At 64.8% G+C, this 16,441-nt stretch carries 9 protein-coding genes; 8 read left to right on the plus strand and 1 reads right to left on the minus strand.

Annotation, left to right across the window (positions count from 1 at the left end; translation table 11 throughout):
* The first annotated feature begins 5 nt into the window (after nt 1-5).
* A complete protein-coding gene (gene glmS / locus H8B02_RS34120) occupies nt 6-1,709 on the plus strand; it encodes a glutamine--fructose-6-phosphate transaminase (isomerizing) (protein ID WP_229170256.1) in 1,704 nt (567 codons plus the stop codon).
* Between the two features lie 197 nt (nt 1,710-1,906).
* Entirely contained in the window at nt 1,907-2,692 is a 786-nt protein-coding gene (locus H8B02_RS34125; RefSeq protein ID WP_229170249.1) for a DUF502 domain-containing protein, read from the plus strand.
* Nucleotides 2,693-2,876: 184 nt separating this feature from the next.
* Here the strand turns inward: H8B02_RS34125 and recG are convergent, their stop codons facing one another.
* Entirely contained in the window at nt 2,877-4,985 is a 2,109-nt protein-coding gene (recG, locus tag H8B02_RS34130) for an ATP-dependent DNA helicase RecG (protein WP_229170250.1), read from the minus strand.
* Between the two features lie 278 nt (nt 4,986-5,263).
* Here recG and H8B02_RS34135 point away from each other — a divergent pair, with 278 nt between their 5' ends.
* The 6 genes from H8B02_RS34135 to H8B02_RS34160 all read left to right on the plus strand — a co-directional run.
* Nucleotides 5,264-5,554 (plus strand): FAD assembly factor SdhE, encoded by a 291-nt coding sequence (locus tag H8B02_RS34135; RefSeq protein WP_229170251.1) that lies wholly within the window; start codon nt 5,264-5,266, stop codon nt 5,552-5,554.
* Nucleotides 5,551-9,069: a transcription-repair coupling factor gene (mfd, locus tag H8B02_RS34140; protein ID WP_229170252.1), complete on the plus strand. Its 3,519-nt coding sequence runs from the start codon at nt 5,551-5,553 to the stop codon at nt 9,067-9,069. Before H8B02_RS34135 ends, mfd begins: the two co-directional genes overlap by 4 nt.
* A gap of 310 nt (nt 9,070-9,379) precedes the next feature.
* A complete protein-coding gene (locus H8B02_RS34145; RefSeq protein ID WP_229170253.1) occupies nt 9,380-11,011 on the plus strand; it encodes a caspase family protein in 1,632 nt (543 codons plus the stop codon).
* Between the two features lie 22 nt (nt 11,012-11,033).
* Complete coding sequence (locus tag H8B02_RS48215; protein WP_283842286.1) at nt 11,034-11,159, plus strand: hypothetical protein; 126 nt, start codon at nt 11,034-11,036, stop codon at nt 11,157-11,159.
* A gap of 144 nt (nt 11,160-11,303) precedes the next feature.
* Nucleotides 11,304-11,717, plus strand: coding sequence for a hypothetical protein (locus tag H8B02_RS34150; protein ID WP_229170254.1), 414 nt, complete (start codon nt 11,304-11,306; stop codon nt 11,715-11,717).
* 697 nt (nt 11,718-12,414) lie between these two features.
* On the plus strand, nt 12,415-16,441 hold a 4,027-nt coding region (locus tag H8B02_RS34160), incomplete at its 3' end, for a hypothetical protein (RefSeq protein ID WP_229170255.1).

The following is a 16,441-nucleotide window of genomic DNA, read 5'->3' on the forward strand; positions in this document are numbered from 1 at the left end:
GCTCCCTGGCGCGGCGCCGCGCCGAGGGCAAGCTGAAAAACCTCGAGGCCTGGCTGCAGGCAAAGCCGCTCGGCGGCCACACCGGTATCGGCCACACCCGCTGGGCCACCCACGGCAGGCCGACCGAGAACAACGCGCATCCGCACTCAACCGAGCGCGTCGCCGTGGTGCATAACGGCATCATCGAGAACTTCCGTGAGCTGCGCGAGGAACTCGAGCACAAGGGCGCGGTGTTCTCGACCGAGACCGACACCGAGGTCGTGGTGCATCTGGTCGACAATCTGCTCAAGGGCGGCGTCGCGCCGGTCGAGGCGGTGAGGGCGGCGCTGTCGCAGCTGCGCGGCGCCTTCGCGCTCGGCTTCATCTTCGCCGGCGAGGACGATCTGATGATCGGCGCCCGCAACGGCCCGCCGCTCGCGGTCGGCCATGGCGAGGGCGAGATGTATCTCGGCTCCGACGCGATCGCGCTCGGACCGTTCACCGATACGATCAGCTATCTCGAGGACGGCGACTGGGTGGTGCTGACCCGCAAGGGCGCGACGATCTTCGACAAGGACAACGCCATCGTCCATCGCGAGGCGATCAAGCACACCACCGCGACTGCTTTGGTCGACAAGGCGAACTATCGCCACTTCATGGCGAAGGAGATCCACGAGCAGCCCGAAGTGGTCGGGCACACGCTCGCCCGCTACGTCGACATGGCGACCGAGCGCGTCGCCCTGCCGATCAAGCTGCCGTTCGACTTCAAGGATATCCAGCGTATCTCGATCACGGCCTGCGGCACCGCGAGCTATGCCGGCTTCGTCGCAAAATACTGGCTGGAGCGGCTGGCGCGCGTTCCGGTCGAGCTCGATGTCGCCTCGGAATTCCGCTACCGCGAGGCGCCGCTGCGCAAGGGCGACCTGGCGATCTTCATCTCGCAGTCGGGCGAGACAGCCGACACGCTGGCTGCGCTGCGTTACGCCAAGGCGCAGGGCGCGCATACGCTGTCGGTCGTCAACGTGCCGACCTCGACGATCGCGCGCGAGAGCGAGACCGTGCTGCAGACGCTCGCCGGTCCCGAGATCGGCGTCGCCTCGACGAAGGCGTTCACCTGCCAGCTGATGGTGCTGGCCGCGCTCGCGGTTGCCGCCGGCAAGGCGCGCGGCGAGCTGTCCGATGCCGACGAGGCCAAGCTGGTGCATGGCCTGGTCGAGATCCCGCGGCTGATGTCGGAGGCGCTCACGTCAGAGCCGCAGATCGAGAAGCTGGCGCGCGAGATCTCGAAGTCGCGCGACGTGCTCTATCTCGGCCGCGGCACCAGCTATCCGCTGGCGCTGGAAGGCGCGCTGAAGCTGAAGGAAATCTCCTACATCCATGCCGAGGGCTACGCTGCCGGCGAGCTCAAGCACGGGCCGATCGCGCTGATCGACGAGCACATGCCGGTCGTGGTGATCGCGCCCTACGACAAGGTGTTCGAGAAGACCGTCTCCAACATGCAGGAGGTCGCCGCCCGCGGCGGCAAGATCATCCTGATGACCGACGCCAAGGGCGCCGCGGAGGCGACCATCCAGTCGCTGGTGACGATCGTGATGCCGGACATGGGGGCGACCTTCGCGCCGATGGTCTATGCCGTTCCGGTGCAGCTGCTCGCCTATCATACTGCCGTGGTGATGGGCACCGACGTCGATCAGCCCCGCAATCTGGCCAAATCGGTCACGGTCGAATAGCCGCAAGTGACGCTGTCACGCAGCCCTTCAAAAACCTGCTAGAATGGCTTAGCTCAGGGGTGCTGCGCGCCGAAGTTCGGGACAGGTTCATCATCTCGCGCTAGCCTTTTGTTTATGCACGATCTTTTAGGAAATCCGCGGCGCACTTTTCCGGATCATGCTGGTGAGGACGGCCGCTTCGACGATCTGGAACAGCAATGACGTCCAACAAAGTGCCTCCCCCCGCGCCAGGTGAACTACCCCCGGACGCTCCCCGCGGGCTGATGGCGCGGTTCCGCAACTATTTCCTGACCGGCCTGGTGGTGGCCGGACCAGTTGCGATCACCTTCTATCTGACCTGGTGGTTCGTGAACTGGGTCGACAATTTGGTCCGGCCGTTCGTGCCCACGGCCTACCGGCCGGAGACCTATCTGCCGTTCGGGCTGCCCGGTTCCGGCCTGATCGTCGCCGTCATCGCGCTGACGCTGCTCGGCTTCCTCACCGCAAATCTGATCGGGCGGACCCTGGTCGATCTGGGCGAGCGGCTGCTCGGCCGGATCCCCGCGGTGCGTGCGATCTATCGCGGCCTGAAGCAGGTGTTCGAGACGCTGTTCTCCGGCAACGGCTCGAGCTTCCGCCGCGTCGGCCTGGTCGAATTTCCCTCGCCCGGGATGTGGTCGATCGTGCTGATCTCGCAGGCGCCGAGCGCCGAGCTCGCGGCTAGCCTGCCCGGAGAGGAAGAGCATATCTCGGTGTTCCTGCCGTGCGCGCCGAACCCGACCACCGGCTTCTTCTTCTACGTGCCGAGGAGCAAGATCATCGAGATCGAGATGAGCACCGAGGACGCCGCGACCCTGATCATGTCGGCCGGCGTGGTGCAGCCCGGCGCCAACGATCAGAAACAGCGCGCCGCGGCGCTTGCCGGCATGGCCAACGCCGCGCGCGTCGCCAACCAGGCCTCGTTGCAGCCGGCCACGCAGCCTGCGCCGGCGAAGGTGGAGTAGGGGCTGGTGCGCCCATGCGGCGTGTCTAGCCGTACGATCGCGCTATCGCACCGTCATCCTGAGGAGCGCGCTCTTGCGCGCGTCTCGAAGGATGAATCGGCCCCGCTGGTGGCCGTCGATCCTTCGAGACGCGCTTCGCGCTCCTCAGGATGACGGGACGGACGGCGGCGTCTGTCGCGTTGAATCACCCAGCGCCGATCAGCGGCACGGCTTCGTCGCGCTCATAGAGATAGAGCAGGCAGCGCAGCGCTTCGCCGCGTTCGCCCTTCAGCTTCGGATCGTCCTTCATGATCCGCAGCGCCTCGTCGCGCGCCTGCGTGATGAGCTGGCCGTGCACCTCGGAGCGCGCGATTCGATAGCCGGGCAGGCCGCTCTGGCGGATGCCGAGCACGTCGCCTTCGCCGCGCAACTTCAGATCTTCTTCGGCGATCCGGAAGCCATCGGTGGTCTCGCGGATCACTTTCAGCCGCGCCTTCGACATCTCGCCGAGCGGCTCCTTGTACAGCAGAAGGCAGGTCGAGGCCTCCGAGCCGCGGCCGATCCGGCCGCGCAGCTGGTGCAGTTGCGCAAGGCCAAAGCGTTCGGCGTTCTCGATCACCATGATGGTCGCTGCCGGGACGTCGACGCCGACCTCAACGACGGTCGTTGCGACCAGGAGCCCGATCTCGTGCGCGGCGAATTGCGCCATCACGCGATCCTTCTCAGTGCCCTTCATCTGGCCGTGCACCAGGCCGACGCGATCGCCGAACCGCTTCTGCAAGCTCTCGAAACGTTCGGTCGCGTTGGTGAGGTGCTCGGTGCCCTCTGCCTCTGACTCATCGACCAGTGGGCAGATCCAGTAGACCAGCTTGCCGGCGCCGAGCGCGCGGCCGACACCGTCCATCACATCCTCGATCCGGCTCATCGGCACCGCGCGGGTGTCGATCGGCTGGCGGCCGGCGGGCTTTTCGCGCAGCTCCGAGACGTCCATGTCGCCGAAATAGGTCAGCACCAGCGTGCGCGGGATCGGCGTGGCGCTCAGCACCAGCACGTCGACGGCCTCGCCCTTGGAGGTCAACGCGAGACGTTCGCGCACGCCGAAGCGATGCTGCTCGTCGACCACGGCGAGCGCCAGCGTCTTGTAGATCACGTCGTCCTGGATCAGCGCGTGGGTGCCGACCAAAAGGTCGATCTCGCCGGCCTCGAGCCGGACCAGGAGTTCACGGCGCTCCTTGCCCTTCTCGCGGCCGGTGAGGATGGCGACGCGCATCCCGGCGCGCTCGGCGAGCGGCGCGATGGTCTTGATATGCTGGCGCGCCAGAATTTCAGTCGGCGCCATCAGCGCGGCCTGCTTGCCGGCTTCCGCGACGGCAGCCGCCGCCAGCAGCGCCACCACGGTCTTGCCGGAACCGACATCGCCCTGCACGAGGCGCAGCATTCGCACCGGCTGGCGCAGATCCTCCGTGATCGCGGCGACCGCCTGCTGCTGCGACCTGGTCAGCGCATAGGGCAGGGCGTCGATGATCCTGTTGCGCAGATGGCCGTCGCCGGCATTGCGGACGCCGGCGGGGCGGCGCAGCGTGGCGCGGATCAGCGCCAGCGCGAGCTGGCCGGCGAGTAGTTCGTCGAATGCAAGCCGCGACCAGAACGGGCCGTCGGGCAGGATGTCGGTCAGCTCGACCGGGACATGGACGCGGCTCAGCGCCTCCCTGATCGGCGGGAAGTTGCAACGGCGCAGCACCTCGGGACTAATCCACTCCGGCAGGTCCGGCAGCTTGGTCAGCGCCTGCGCGATGGCGCGGCGGAGCGAGCCGATCGCGAGCCCCTCGGTCAGCGGGTAGACCGGATCGATGCCGGACAGTTTTGCGAAGCCGGCCTCATCGACGACGCGGTCGGGATGCACGATCTGCGGGATGCCGTCATACATCGCCAGCGTGCCGGAGACGTAGCGCTTCTCGCCGAGCGGCAGCAGCTTTTCGACATAGCCGGGCTGGGCGCGGAAGAAGGTCAGCACGACATCGCCGGTGTCGTCGCTGGCATAGACGAGGTAGGGCGCGCGCGAATTGCGCGGCGGTGGCGTCCGATGGCGGTCGACGGTGACCTCCAGCGTCACCATGGTTCCGACTGCTGCGTCGCGGATCTTCGGCCGCGCGCGGCGATCGATCACGCTCGCCGGCAGGTGCAGCAGCAGATCGACCAGCCGCGGCGTCTCGCTGCGGTCGAGCAGATAGCGCAGCAGCTTGTCCTGCTTCGGGCCGACACCCTGCAAGGTCGTGACCTGGGCAAACAGCGGATTGAGCAGACTGGGGCGCATCAGGAGAATCTAGGTCCGTTTCGACACGTCATGCCCGGCCTTGTGCCGGGCATCCACGTCTTTTTTTAAGCGAGCATGAGTTGCCGGCTCCCGTCTACGCCAAGAGCTGGGCCAAGGGCCTGCACTAAGGCTTCGACGGGCGCGCAAGCCCGGCAATGACGGCATGCGCCCAAACATCTCCAAAACGCGGCGAAAGAGGGCTGACATCGGCCCCTGCCATCGCTATATCAAGCCCCGCCCGGCACGTCCGGGCTTTTGGCGTTCGATGGATTTGGGACATGACGGGATCGACACGATCGAGCCACGGGCTCGATGACCGCCGCAAGCGGCTTTTGTTTCGCTGCTGGCATCGCGGCACCCGGGAGATGGACCTGATCCTCGGCCGCTTTGCCGATGCGACCATCGCGGACCTGTCCGATCACGAGATCGGCGAGCTCGAGCATCTGATCGAGGTGCCGGATCCCGACCTCTATGCCGCACTGACCGGCGACAAGGTGCTGGCGGCCGAATATGCCACCGCGTTGTTTGACCGCATCAAGGCGTTCCGGGTGGCGGATCCCAGCGCATGAAGCAGCCGATGAAATCACCGGCCGCGATGCTCGCGCCCGGCCGGGTGCTGACCATCGCCAACGTCGCCGAGGGCGCCGAAGGGCTCGTCATCTCCGATCTGGCGCGCGCCATTGCCGCGCAGCCGAAGCGGTCGGCGGTCAGCCTCGCCGTGGTGTGCCGCGACGGTGCGCGGATGCAGCAGCTCGCCCGCGCGCTGGAGTTCTTTGCGCCCGATATCGCTGTCATGCAGGTTCCGGCCTGGGACTGCCAGCCCTATGACCGCGTCTCGCCACATTCCGGCATTCTGGCGCAGCGGTTGACCGCGCTTGCCAAGCTGTCGCGGCTGGTTGGCAGCGACAAGCCGCTGATCGTGCTCACGACCGTGAACGCCGCCGTGCAGCGGGTGCCGGCGCGCGATCAGGTCGCGGCGCAAGCGCTGTCGGTTGCGCCCGGCAACGTGGTGCCCATGGACTCGGTCGTGGCCTGGCTCGAGCACAATGGCTACACCCGCTCGTCCACGGTGCGCGAGCCCGGCGAATATGCCGTGCGCGGCGGCATCCTCGATCTGTTTCCGGCCGGCCTCGACCAACCGGTGCGGTTCGACTTCTTCGGCGACTCTCTGGAATCGATCCGCACTTTCGATGCCGAGACCCAGCGCACGCTGCTCGACATGCGCGGGCTCGACCTCGTGCCGGTGTCCGAATTCCAGCTCACGACCGAAACCATCCGCCGCTTCCGCATGGGCTATGTCGCCGCGTTCGGCGCGCCGGGACGCGACGACCAGCTCTATGAAGCGGTCTCCGAGGGACGGCGCCATCCCGGCATGGAGCACTGGCTGCCGCTGTTCCAGGAGCGGATGGACACGCTGTTCGACTATCTCGACGGCGCAACGATCGCGATCGAGCCGCAGGGCGAGGACGCCGCGCGCGAGCGCTTCACGCAGATTGCCGACTACTATGACGCGCGGCGCGAGGCGCTGGAGCATCCCGGCAGCGGTGCGATCTACAAGCCGTTGCCGCCGGACAAGCTCTATCTGTCCGAGGCCGAATGGACCAGGCTGCTCGGCGAGGCACCGCTGGCGCGGCTAACGCCGTTCGCGGTGCCGGAAGGCTCGCCCGACGTGTTCGACGCCGGCGCACGGCAGGGCCGCAATTTCGCGCCGGAGCGCGCCGACGGCAATGTCAACGTGTTCGAGGCCGTGGTCGGCCATATCGGTGCGCTGCAGTCGCAGCGCAAGAAGGTCATCGTCGCGCTGTGGAGCGAGGGTTCGCGCGACCGCATGGGCGCGATGTTGCGCGACCACAAGCTGCTCAACACGACCAGCGTCAACACCTGGCGGATCGTGCAGGCGACCCCGCGCAACGAGACCATGCTGGCCGTGGTGGGCATGGAGTCCGGCTTCGAGACCGACGAATTCGCCGTCATCAGCGAGCAGGACATTCTCGGCGACCGCCTGGTGCGGCCGCGCAAGGCGAGCCGCAAGCTCGACAATTTCATCTCCGAGGTGACGAGCCTTGCGACCGGCGATCTCGTGGTCCATGTCGAGCACGGCATCGGCCGCTTCGTCGGGCTGCAGACGCTGGAAGTCTCCGGCGCGCCGCATGATTGTCTCGAACTGCATTATGCCGCTGAGACAAAGCTGTTCCTGCCGGTCGAGAACATCGAGCTGCTGTCGCGCTACGGCTCCGACAGCGCCAATGTCGAGCTCGACCGTCTGGGTGGCGGCGGCTGGCAGGCGCGCAAGGCGAAGCTCAAGAACCGCATCCGCGAGATCGCCGGCGAATTGATCAAGATCGCAGCCGAGCGGCAGCTGCACGAGGCGCCGAAATTCCCGCTGCAGCCGCATGTCTATGACGAGTTCTGCGCGCGCTTCCCCTATGAGGAGACCGAGGATCAGTTAGGGGCCATCAACTCGACCTTGAAGGACCTCGAGATCGGCCGCCCGATGGACCGGCTGATCTGCGGCGACGTCGGCTTCGGCAAGACCGAGGTGGCATTGCGCGCCGCGTTCGCCGTGGCGCTCGAGGGCAAGCAGGTCGCGGTCGTGGTGCCGACTACGCTATTGGCGCGTCAGCACTCGCGGACCTTCACGGAGCGCTTCCGCGGCTTCCCGGTCAACGTGGCGCAGGCCTCGCGGCTGGTGTCGACCAAGGAATTGAACCAGGTCAAGAAGGGACTCACCGATGGCCAGGTCGACATCGTCGTCGGCACCCATGCGCTGCTCGGCAAGGCCATCAAGTTCAAGGATCTCGGCCTGTTGATCGTCGACGAGGAGCAGCATTTCGGCGTCAGCCACAAGGAGCGGCTGAAGCAGCTGCGCGCCCAGGTCCACGTGCTGACGCTGTCGGCAACCCCGATCCCGCGCACGCTGCAACTCGCGCTGACCGGCGTCCGCGAGCTCTCGATCATTGCCTCTCCGCCGGTCGACCGCCTCGCGGTGCGCACCTTCGTCGCGCCGCACGATCCCCTGATGATCCGCGAGGCGCTCTTGCGCGAGCGCTACCGCGGCGGGCAGGCGTTCTATGTGGTGCCGCGGATCGAGGACCTCGCCGGCGTCAAGGATTTCCTCGACAAGAACGTGCCGGAGATGAAGGTCGCGGTCGCCCACGGCCAGATGCCGCCGACCGTGATCGAGGACATCATGTCCGCGTTCTATGACGGCAAATACGACATCCTGCTCTCGACCACGATCGTGGAGTCCGGCCTCGACATCCCGAACGCCAACACGCTGATCGTACACCGCGCCGACATGTTCGGTCTCGCCCAGCTCTACCAGCTGCGCGGCCGCGTCGGGCGGTCGAAGCTGCGCGCCTATGCGCTGTTCACGCTGCCGGCGCAGCAGAAGATCACGGCGCAGGCGGAGCGGCGGCTCAAGGTGCTGCAGTCGCTGGAGACGCTCGGCGCCGGCTTCCAGCTCGCCTCGCACGACCTCGATATCCGCGGCGCCGGCAATCTGCTTGGCGAGGAGCAGTCCGGCCACATCAAGGAAGTCGGCTTCGAGCTGTACCAGTCGATGCTGGAGGAGGCGATCATCAACCTCAAGGCCGGCGTCGCCGAGCCCGCCGCGGACCGCTGGTCGCCGCAAATCACGATCGGCATGCCGGTCCTGATCCCCGAGGACTACGTCAACGATCTCAGCGTGCGGCTGTCGCTCTATCGCCGCCTCGCAGATCTCGAGACCGACGAGGAGATCGACAGCTTCGCCGCCGAGATGCGCGATCGCTTCGGCGTGCTGCCGGACGAGGTGCGCTACCTGTTCAAGGTCGCCGCGATCAAGGCCTATTGCCGGCGCGCCAATGTCGGCAAGGTCGATGCCGGCCCGAAGGGCGCCGTGATCGCGTTCCGCGACAACAGCTTTGCGCATCCGGAGCGGCTGGTGATGTTCATCCGCCAGCACGGCCAGGCCGCCAAGGTGCGCCCGGACATGAAGGTGGTGTTCTTCCAGGACTGGGAGACGCCGGAAGAGCGGCTCGCCGGCACCACCGAGATCCTGCGCCAGCTCGCCAATCTCGCGGAGACCAAAAAGGCTGCGTGAGGTTCGCTCACAGTTGCTTGCTGGATCGGCGCATACGCTGACGCTGGTGTGCGAACATCACACAATCGATCGCCGGATTTGCGTTGGGGCCGGAGTGAACCACCGCCGGAGTTCCATGTAGACAGCGGCGCGGTTGCGATCGCTGGTGTTCATCAGCTCAATGATCGCATTGGATCAGTTTTTTTGACTGGCATCGGCTTTGCCGGTATCATTTGCGTCTCAAATCGGCTTCAGCCGGTACTGCAAGTCGCAAGCAAGCACGATGCATAGATTACATTGCCGGTTGCTTCTCGTCGGGTTTTGCTTTGCGTTGATCGTCCTGCCGATGGAGGCCTTAGCCGGCACCCGCCTGGCGCTGGTGCTCGGCAACAGCAGCTATCAAGCCGTTCCCGTCCTCGATAACCCCGCCAATGACGCAGCCGATCTTGCCACGGCTTTGCGCAGCATCGGCTTTGACGTGATCGAACAGCGCGACGGGACCCGCGACGCCATGGCCAACGCGGTGCGCGATTTTTCCAAGCGCCTAAGCGGTGCCGACGTCGCGTTATTTTTCTATGCAGGTCACGGCCTGCAGATGAACGGTGAAAACTATCTGGTCCCGGTCGACGCGAAAATCGAAACGCCTGCCGATGTGCGTTTCAACACGATGAACCTGACCGACATTCAACAGGAGATGGAAGGGGCGGGGCGCGCCAACATCATCATTCTCGACGCCTGTCGCAACAATCCCTTTCTCGAGAAGCTCGCGCGCAGCGCCCGTGCGGCGCCCACTCGCGGCCTCGGCCGCGTCGATGCGGCAGGGCAGGGATCGCTGATCGTCTATTCGACGCAACCGAACAATGTTGCTCTCGACGGCGCCGGGCGGAATTCGCCGTTCACCGCCGCGTTGCTGAAACATATCGCGACACCTGGGATCGAAGTGCGCCAGATGCTTTCCAGGGTTCGCGGCGATGTGCTCGTGGCGACCAACCACAAGCAGACGCCTTGGGACAGTTCCTCTCTGGTCGGCGACGTCTATCTGGCAGCCGCGCCGACCCCGGTCGTCACTGCCTCGCCGCCCTCGACGCCGCTGCAACCGGCTGCTCCAACCCAAGTCGCGGCACCGGTGGCCGCTGTCGCGGCGCAGACGCCGACTGCCGCCGGCAGCCCGGACGGCGAATGCGAGCGCGCGGCTGCGCCTGCGCCGCCGTTCGCCAGTCCTGAACAATTGAAAATCGCGAATACGCACGATTACACCGCCGCGATCCCGATCTGCGAAGCGGCGGTGCGCGCCAATCCCGATCAGCCACGCCTCGAATATCTGCTCGGCCTCGCTTACGGCGGGACGAAAAACTATCTGGCGGCCCAGCGCTATTTGACCAAAGCCGCCGAAGCCGGCTACGCGCCGGCGCAAGGCAAGCTCGGGGTTTATTTTGCGACCGGGCGCGGAGTCGTCGAAGACATGCCGCGGGCCTTCGATCTCTTCAGCAAGGCGGCCGCCGCCGGGGAGCCGGGCGCGATCAGCAATCTCGGCGCGATGTATGCCAATGGCAATTTCGTGAAGAAGGACGAGGCGAGAGCGCTCGAGCTCTATCAGAAGGCGATCGAGGCGGGCGATCCCTTCGCGCTCGCCCAGACCGGCCTGATGTACTTCTACGGCAAGGGTACGCCGCGCGACTACGGAGCGGCCGCGCAATACTTTCAGCAGGCGGCCGATCTCAACGACGGATTTTCTCTTAAATACCTTGCCGTCATGCAGGAACGGGGTTTGCTCGGCGCGCGTGATCCGGCCAAGGCGGCCGAACTGCGGCGCCGGGCAGTCCAGGTCGATCCTGGGAGCCAGGACCCTCGCGTGCCGCGGGAGCTGGACGAGAAGACGGTCCGGCCGCGACGCTCGTCCGGCGTCCATTACGTGCGAATCTACCGCTATCGATTCGTCGGTTGTGCCTGGACTTGGTGCTGAGAAACCTGGGGCGCAGACCGCGATGCATGGTGGCCGCGATCTCGTCGCTGCAACTGTGATCGCTTCCCGGGCCGGCACCACCGAGCTCCTGCGCCAGCTCGCCAATTTCGTGGAGAGCAAGAAGGGCGGCGTAGCAGACTTCTCATAGCGGAGACGATTCCCCAGCTGCTCTCCAAAACTCGGTGATGAAGACCCCGCGCCGCAAATGAGTTGGTGAGGGCCAGCAGACGTTTGCCTCGACTGTCGAGCATCGGCCAGGCTCGGCCGCGGGGCGAGTTGCCGGACAGACTTATTGGGAGTTGGAACCGCGATCGACACCACGATCAATGGCGGCCGACTGACAGTTGACAGTGGCTCAACCGCAAGCAGCACCACGGTCAGCAGCAACGGCGAGCTGACCGTGTTCGGCGGTATCACCGGCGATACCAGCATCGATGGTCACGAAGAGTCGGGTGAGGAAATCTATGGCGGCACCGCCATCAATACGACGATCAAGAACGGTTGGCTCCAGTACGTCTCAAACGACTGCAACAACAACCCTGGCGCCTACGGCAGCGCAGTCGCGTCCAACACCGCGGTGGAAGGCGGTTCCGAACAGATCGTTGGATTTCTTGGGGCTGCCACCGCGATCAACACCTTCGTCCGCAGTACATCGGCTCGGGGCGGAATTTGCGTATTGGCCTTTACCAACCGGCCGCGATGGTGATCGCCACGTTCGTTGTCAGGGGCAGAGCAGACTTCGCCCAAGGCAAGCTGGAACGGCGCTGGGATGCTGTTCATCGTTGTATGTTGTTTTGTTCCTGCGATTCCGGAGCAGCCCCGAAGGGGTACTCGCCAAGGTTTCGTTGACGAGGTTGTCAATCTCGCCTAGCTTTTTCTCACATTTCGAACAGTTTCTTTGTATTTCACTACAGGGGTTTTTCGTGAATGCGATTACCGTCGCGCCGGCGATCGCGCTGAAGCGCCCGGCGGACCACTTGCCGGAACATCCCAACGTCATCGTTGATCGTTCGACTGACGCCGCGCCAGTCATGCTGACTTTTTCATTGGTCTGTCGAGCGGCCTGTCGTGGCTTGCATGGGCGTCAGGAACGCCGGTCATCATGATCAGCGGGTTCACCCATCCCACCAGCGAATTTGTAACGCCTTACCGCATTGTCAATTTTCATGCGTGTTGCTGGAACGATCCGCGGATGCGTTTCGACCACAAGGATTTCCTGTGGCGTCCGCGGCACGCAAATTCACCGCGACAATTTGAATGCACGCGGCTGATTTACGGCCGATTGAGCGCATACCAGGATTTTCGGTCGACGCCAACGCGATGCGCGTAAAGGACGTCGACGCCGATGGGCATCGATGCCCGAAACCGGCAAATGAATTTTAGTCTGGCCTAGAGGCAGAACCATGCAGACGATTTCCAGCGGCGTCACCGTTACTGTATCTTCTGGCACTGAATCCGGCGATACCGTCCTGACTGGCGGCACGCTGATCATTGAGTCCGGCGGCAGCGCCACTGGAACGACTGTGTCCGGCGGCAACGAGGTGATTTCGAGCGGTGGTGTCGACAGCGGCGCCACGATCCTGTCCGGCGGCAGCCAGAATATCTCCAGCGGCGGTCTCGGCGTCTCGGCCACGGTATATGCAGGCGGCCTGCTCAACGTTTCCTCGGGCGGTTCGGCGTCGTTCCTTGCCGTGTCGTCGGGCGGCACGCTGAACGTTGCCGGAACGGTGACAAGCCACGTTGAGGTCTTTTCGAACGGCCTTGTTGTGATCTCTTCCGGCGGCATCGAGACGGGCGCTCCCGGCAGCGACGAGACGATTGTGTCGGGTGGCACGGTCAGCGTGACCTCGGGCGGCCAGCTCTCCTACTTCACGGTCAGGAGTGGTGGCCTTGTCACGGCCGACAATGGCGCGACGATCCACGACTTCGGCGTCAGCAGTGGCGGCATCCTCAATCTCGCAGGTTCTCAGACCAGCAACTCGGAGGTCTTCGCCGGTGGCACCGAGAACGTTTTTTCGGGAGGCAGTGCGCAGAACTTCGATGTGTCGGGGGGCACGCTGAACGTGCTTTCTGGCGGCAATGCGCAGGACTTTTCGGTGTCGGGAGGCTCGCTCAATGTCCTCTCCGGAGGCCTGTCCGAGTTCTTCACCTTGTCGTCCGGAGCCTCGGCCAGCGTGGCAACCGGCGCCACCGTTCACGATCTTACTGTATCGAACGGAGCAACGCTCAGCCTTCTGGGTACGGCGACGAACTTCGTGTTCATTGCTGGCGGCGCCACAGTGAACGTCTCTGCCGGCGGTGCCATCAACGGATCATTGGATCCATCCGCCCTCCCAACTGTCACCGTCGTGGGCACAGTGAATGCATCCGCGGGTGCGTCCGTCAGCTACGTTGCCGTCAACAGCAACGGCGCCCTGAACTTGCAGGCCGGCGCGTCCGCGCATGACATCAATGTGAATAGCGGTGGCCAATTCAATCTCGCGGGAAGCACAACCAGTAACATCAACATCCACGGCGGTGGCCTGGAAACCGTTTCGTCCGGAGGTGCCGAGAACGGCGCCAATGTCTTCGGCGGCGGTGAGCTCGATGTCCTTTCGGGCGGATCGGCAAACGCCACGATGGTCAATGGTGGTCTGCTGAAGCTGTTCTCAGGCGGGTCCCTCAGTGGCGTTTCGGTCAATTTCGGCGCCGTAGAACTGGTCAGCGGAGCGTCCGTTTCGCAGCTTTCCAACACCACTTTCGCTTCCGGCACCTACCTTGAGGTGGGTCCTGGCGCTGTCGTGAGCGGCTATTCGGTGGGTAGTGGCCCGATCCTCGGCGTTCTGTCGGGCGGCTCGACCTCCGCCATCACCGTCACCGCGAATGGGACGGAGAGCGTGTTCGCGGGCGGCACGGCCCTTGGCACTTTCATTGGCAATGGCGGCTTCATGCAAGTCGGCATTCCGTCGTTCCAGGGATCGGGTGGTTCGGCGGGCGGAACCGTAAGCAATACGACCGTGGCCGGCGGTCAGCTCAGTGTGAACTCCGGTGGCGTCGCGGTGTCCACCACGATTGCAATTAACGGCGGCGCACAAGTCACCTCGGGCGGTGCAGTATCCGGAACGACGATCTCCAACTCCGGCGGCATGACCGTGCTGAGCAGCGGCACGGCGGCCGACACGACGGTGCTGAGCGGTGGCTATTTCCAGCTCGGCGTGGGCGGTAGTCCGGGGTCAGCCGGTGGCAGCGCCACGGGCACGATCCTGTCCGGCGGATTCGAGGCCGTGTTCAGTGGTGGCGTCGATTCCGGCGCCGCGATTCTGTCGGGTGGCAACCAGACGGTTTCCGCTGGTGGCCTCACCGTTGGCGCCAGTGTTTCAAGCGGCGGCGCCCTGAACGTTTCCGCCGGCGCGACGGCGCACGACGTCACCCTGGCGGGTGGCACGTTCAACCTCGGCGGCACCGTCACCAGCAACGTTGTCATCTCGAGCGGCGGCATAGAAAATGTGCTGGTGGGAGGATTGATCTCGGCATCCTCCAACGGTGTCGGGACGACGGTTTCGGCGGGCGGCATCCTCAACGTGATGGGGACGACCTCCAACATGGTGGTGGTGTCCAGCGGCGGCGTCGAGAACGTCTCGTCCGGTGGCGTCATCCAGGGCACCATCAGCGGCGCGGCCGGTACGGGAACGTTCGTTGCAAGCGGTGCGACGCTCAACGTTCTGGCTGGAGGCTCGGCCAGCATGATCAACGTGTCCGGCACGCTCAATGTGCAGGGCAAGATCACCAGCAATGTCACCATTCAAAGCGGCGGCCACGAAATCGTCTCTGCAGGTGGCTCCGTCACCGGCGTTACCGGTTCGGGGACCGTAATTTCCGGGCTGGTCGACGTTCTCTCCGGTGCGTCTTTCGAATATGCGACCGTCTTCAGTGGTGGTGACCTGAATGTCTCGTCCGGCGCGACGGCGGACAATATCGCCGTCTCGAGCGGCGGCATCTTCAACGTTGGCGGCACGGTTCTGAGCAATGTCTCGGTCTTTGCCGGCGGCATCGAGAACGTATTGTCAGGAGGTGTTGTCACCGGCGTGACTGGTTCTGGAACCGGGATTTCGGGCGGCACGGTTAACGTGTCGTCGGGAGGCGCAATAGACCACACGACCGTCATCAGTGGTGGCGTGCTGAACATTAAGTCTGGAGCTACGGCGCACAACATCGCGGTGTCGAGCGGTGGTGCGCTCAACGTTGCCGGCGCGGTGACGAGCAACGTCGCGGTCTTTACCGGAGGCAATGAGATCGTGTCCTCTGGCGGCTCCGCGGGGCCGGTCACGATCTCCGGCGGCGTGGTCGAACTGCAGGCCGGCAGCGTCGCGAACGGCGGCATCACCTTCAGCGGTTCCGGCGGTCAGCTGAAGATCGATGGCGGCTCCCTGGCCGGTACGACCATCAGCAGTCTGGTGCTGGGCGACAGCATCGATCTGGCTGGCCTCAATTTCGTATCGGGTGGGTCGGCGACCTTGCTGGCCGGCAACATCCTGCATGTCACCGAAGGGGCGTCCTCCTTCGATCTGCAGCTTGATGCGATACCCGGCGTGCGGTTCAGCGTCAGCGCGGATTCCGGCACCGGAACGCTGGTCACGACGCGTGCCGATATCGCGCCCGTCACGACAGCGTCCAACATCCATGCAGGCGCTGGCCAGACCTCCGTGCTGGCTTCCAGCCTCTTCACCGCGTCCGACGCCGATGGCGATCTGATCACCACCTACGCGTTCTGGGACACGCAAGGTCACGGACATTGGGTCGTCAACGGCGTCGTCCAGGCCACCAATGCCGAGATCGATGTTTCGGCGGCGAACCTGTCGCAGGTGAGCTACGTGTTCGGTCCAACCGGATCGACTGATACCCTTCAAGTTCGAGCCAATGACGGCACGGTTTGGGGCAACTGGACTCAATTTACGGCCAAGGCATTTGGCGACAACGCGCCAACCGTGAACGCAGCCAACGTGACTGCGGCGCACGGCCAGACGTCGATTGCTGCATCGAGCCTGTTCACGGTGAGCGATCCGGACGGCGACACGATGACCCAGTACGCGTTCTGGGACACCCAAGGTAACGGACACTGGGTCGTCAACGGCGTCGTCCAGGCCACCAACGCCGAGATCGATGTTTCGGCGGCGAACCTGTCGCAGGTGAGCTACGTCTTCGGCCCCGGCGGTTCGACGCCCGATACGCTCTGGGTGAAGGCCAATGACGGTGTCTTGTGGAGCGCCTGGAAGAGCTTCACGGCGTCGCCGGGCCCCGACACGGCTCCGGTGGTGACGGCACCGAACGTTACCGCCAATCACGGGCAGTTCTCGGCTCTCGCCTCGAGCTTGTTCTCGGTCACCGATGCCGAGCACGACACGATCACCCAGTACGCGTTCTGGGACACGCAAGGTAACGGACATTGGGCCA

This window comes from Bradyrhizobium altum (assembly GCF_020889705.1).
Taxonomy (GTDB): Bacteria; Pseudomonadota; Alphaproteobacteria; order Rhizobiales; family Xanthobacteraceae; genus Bradyrhizobium; species Bradyrhizobium altum.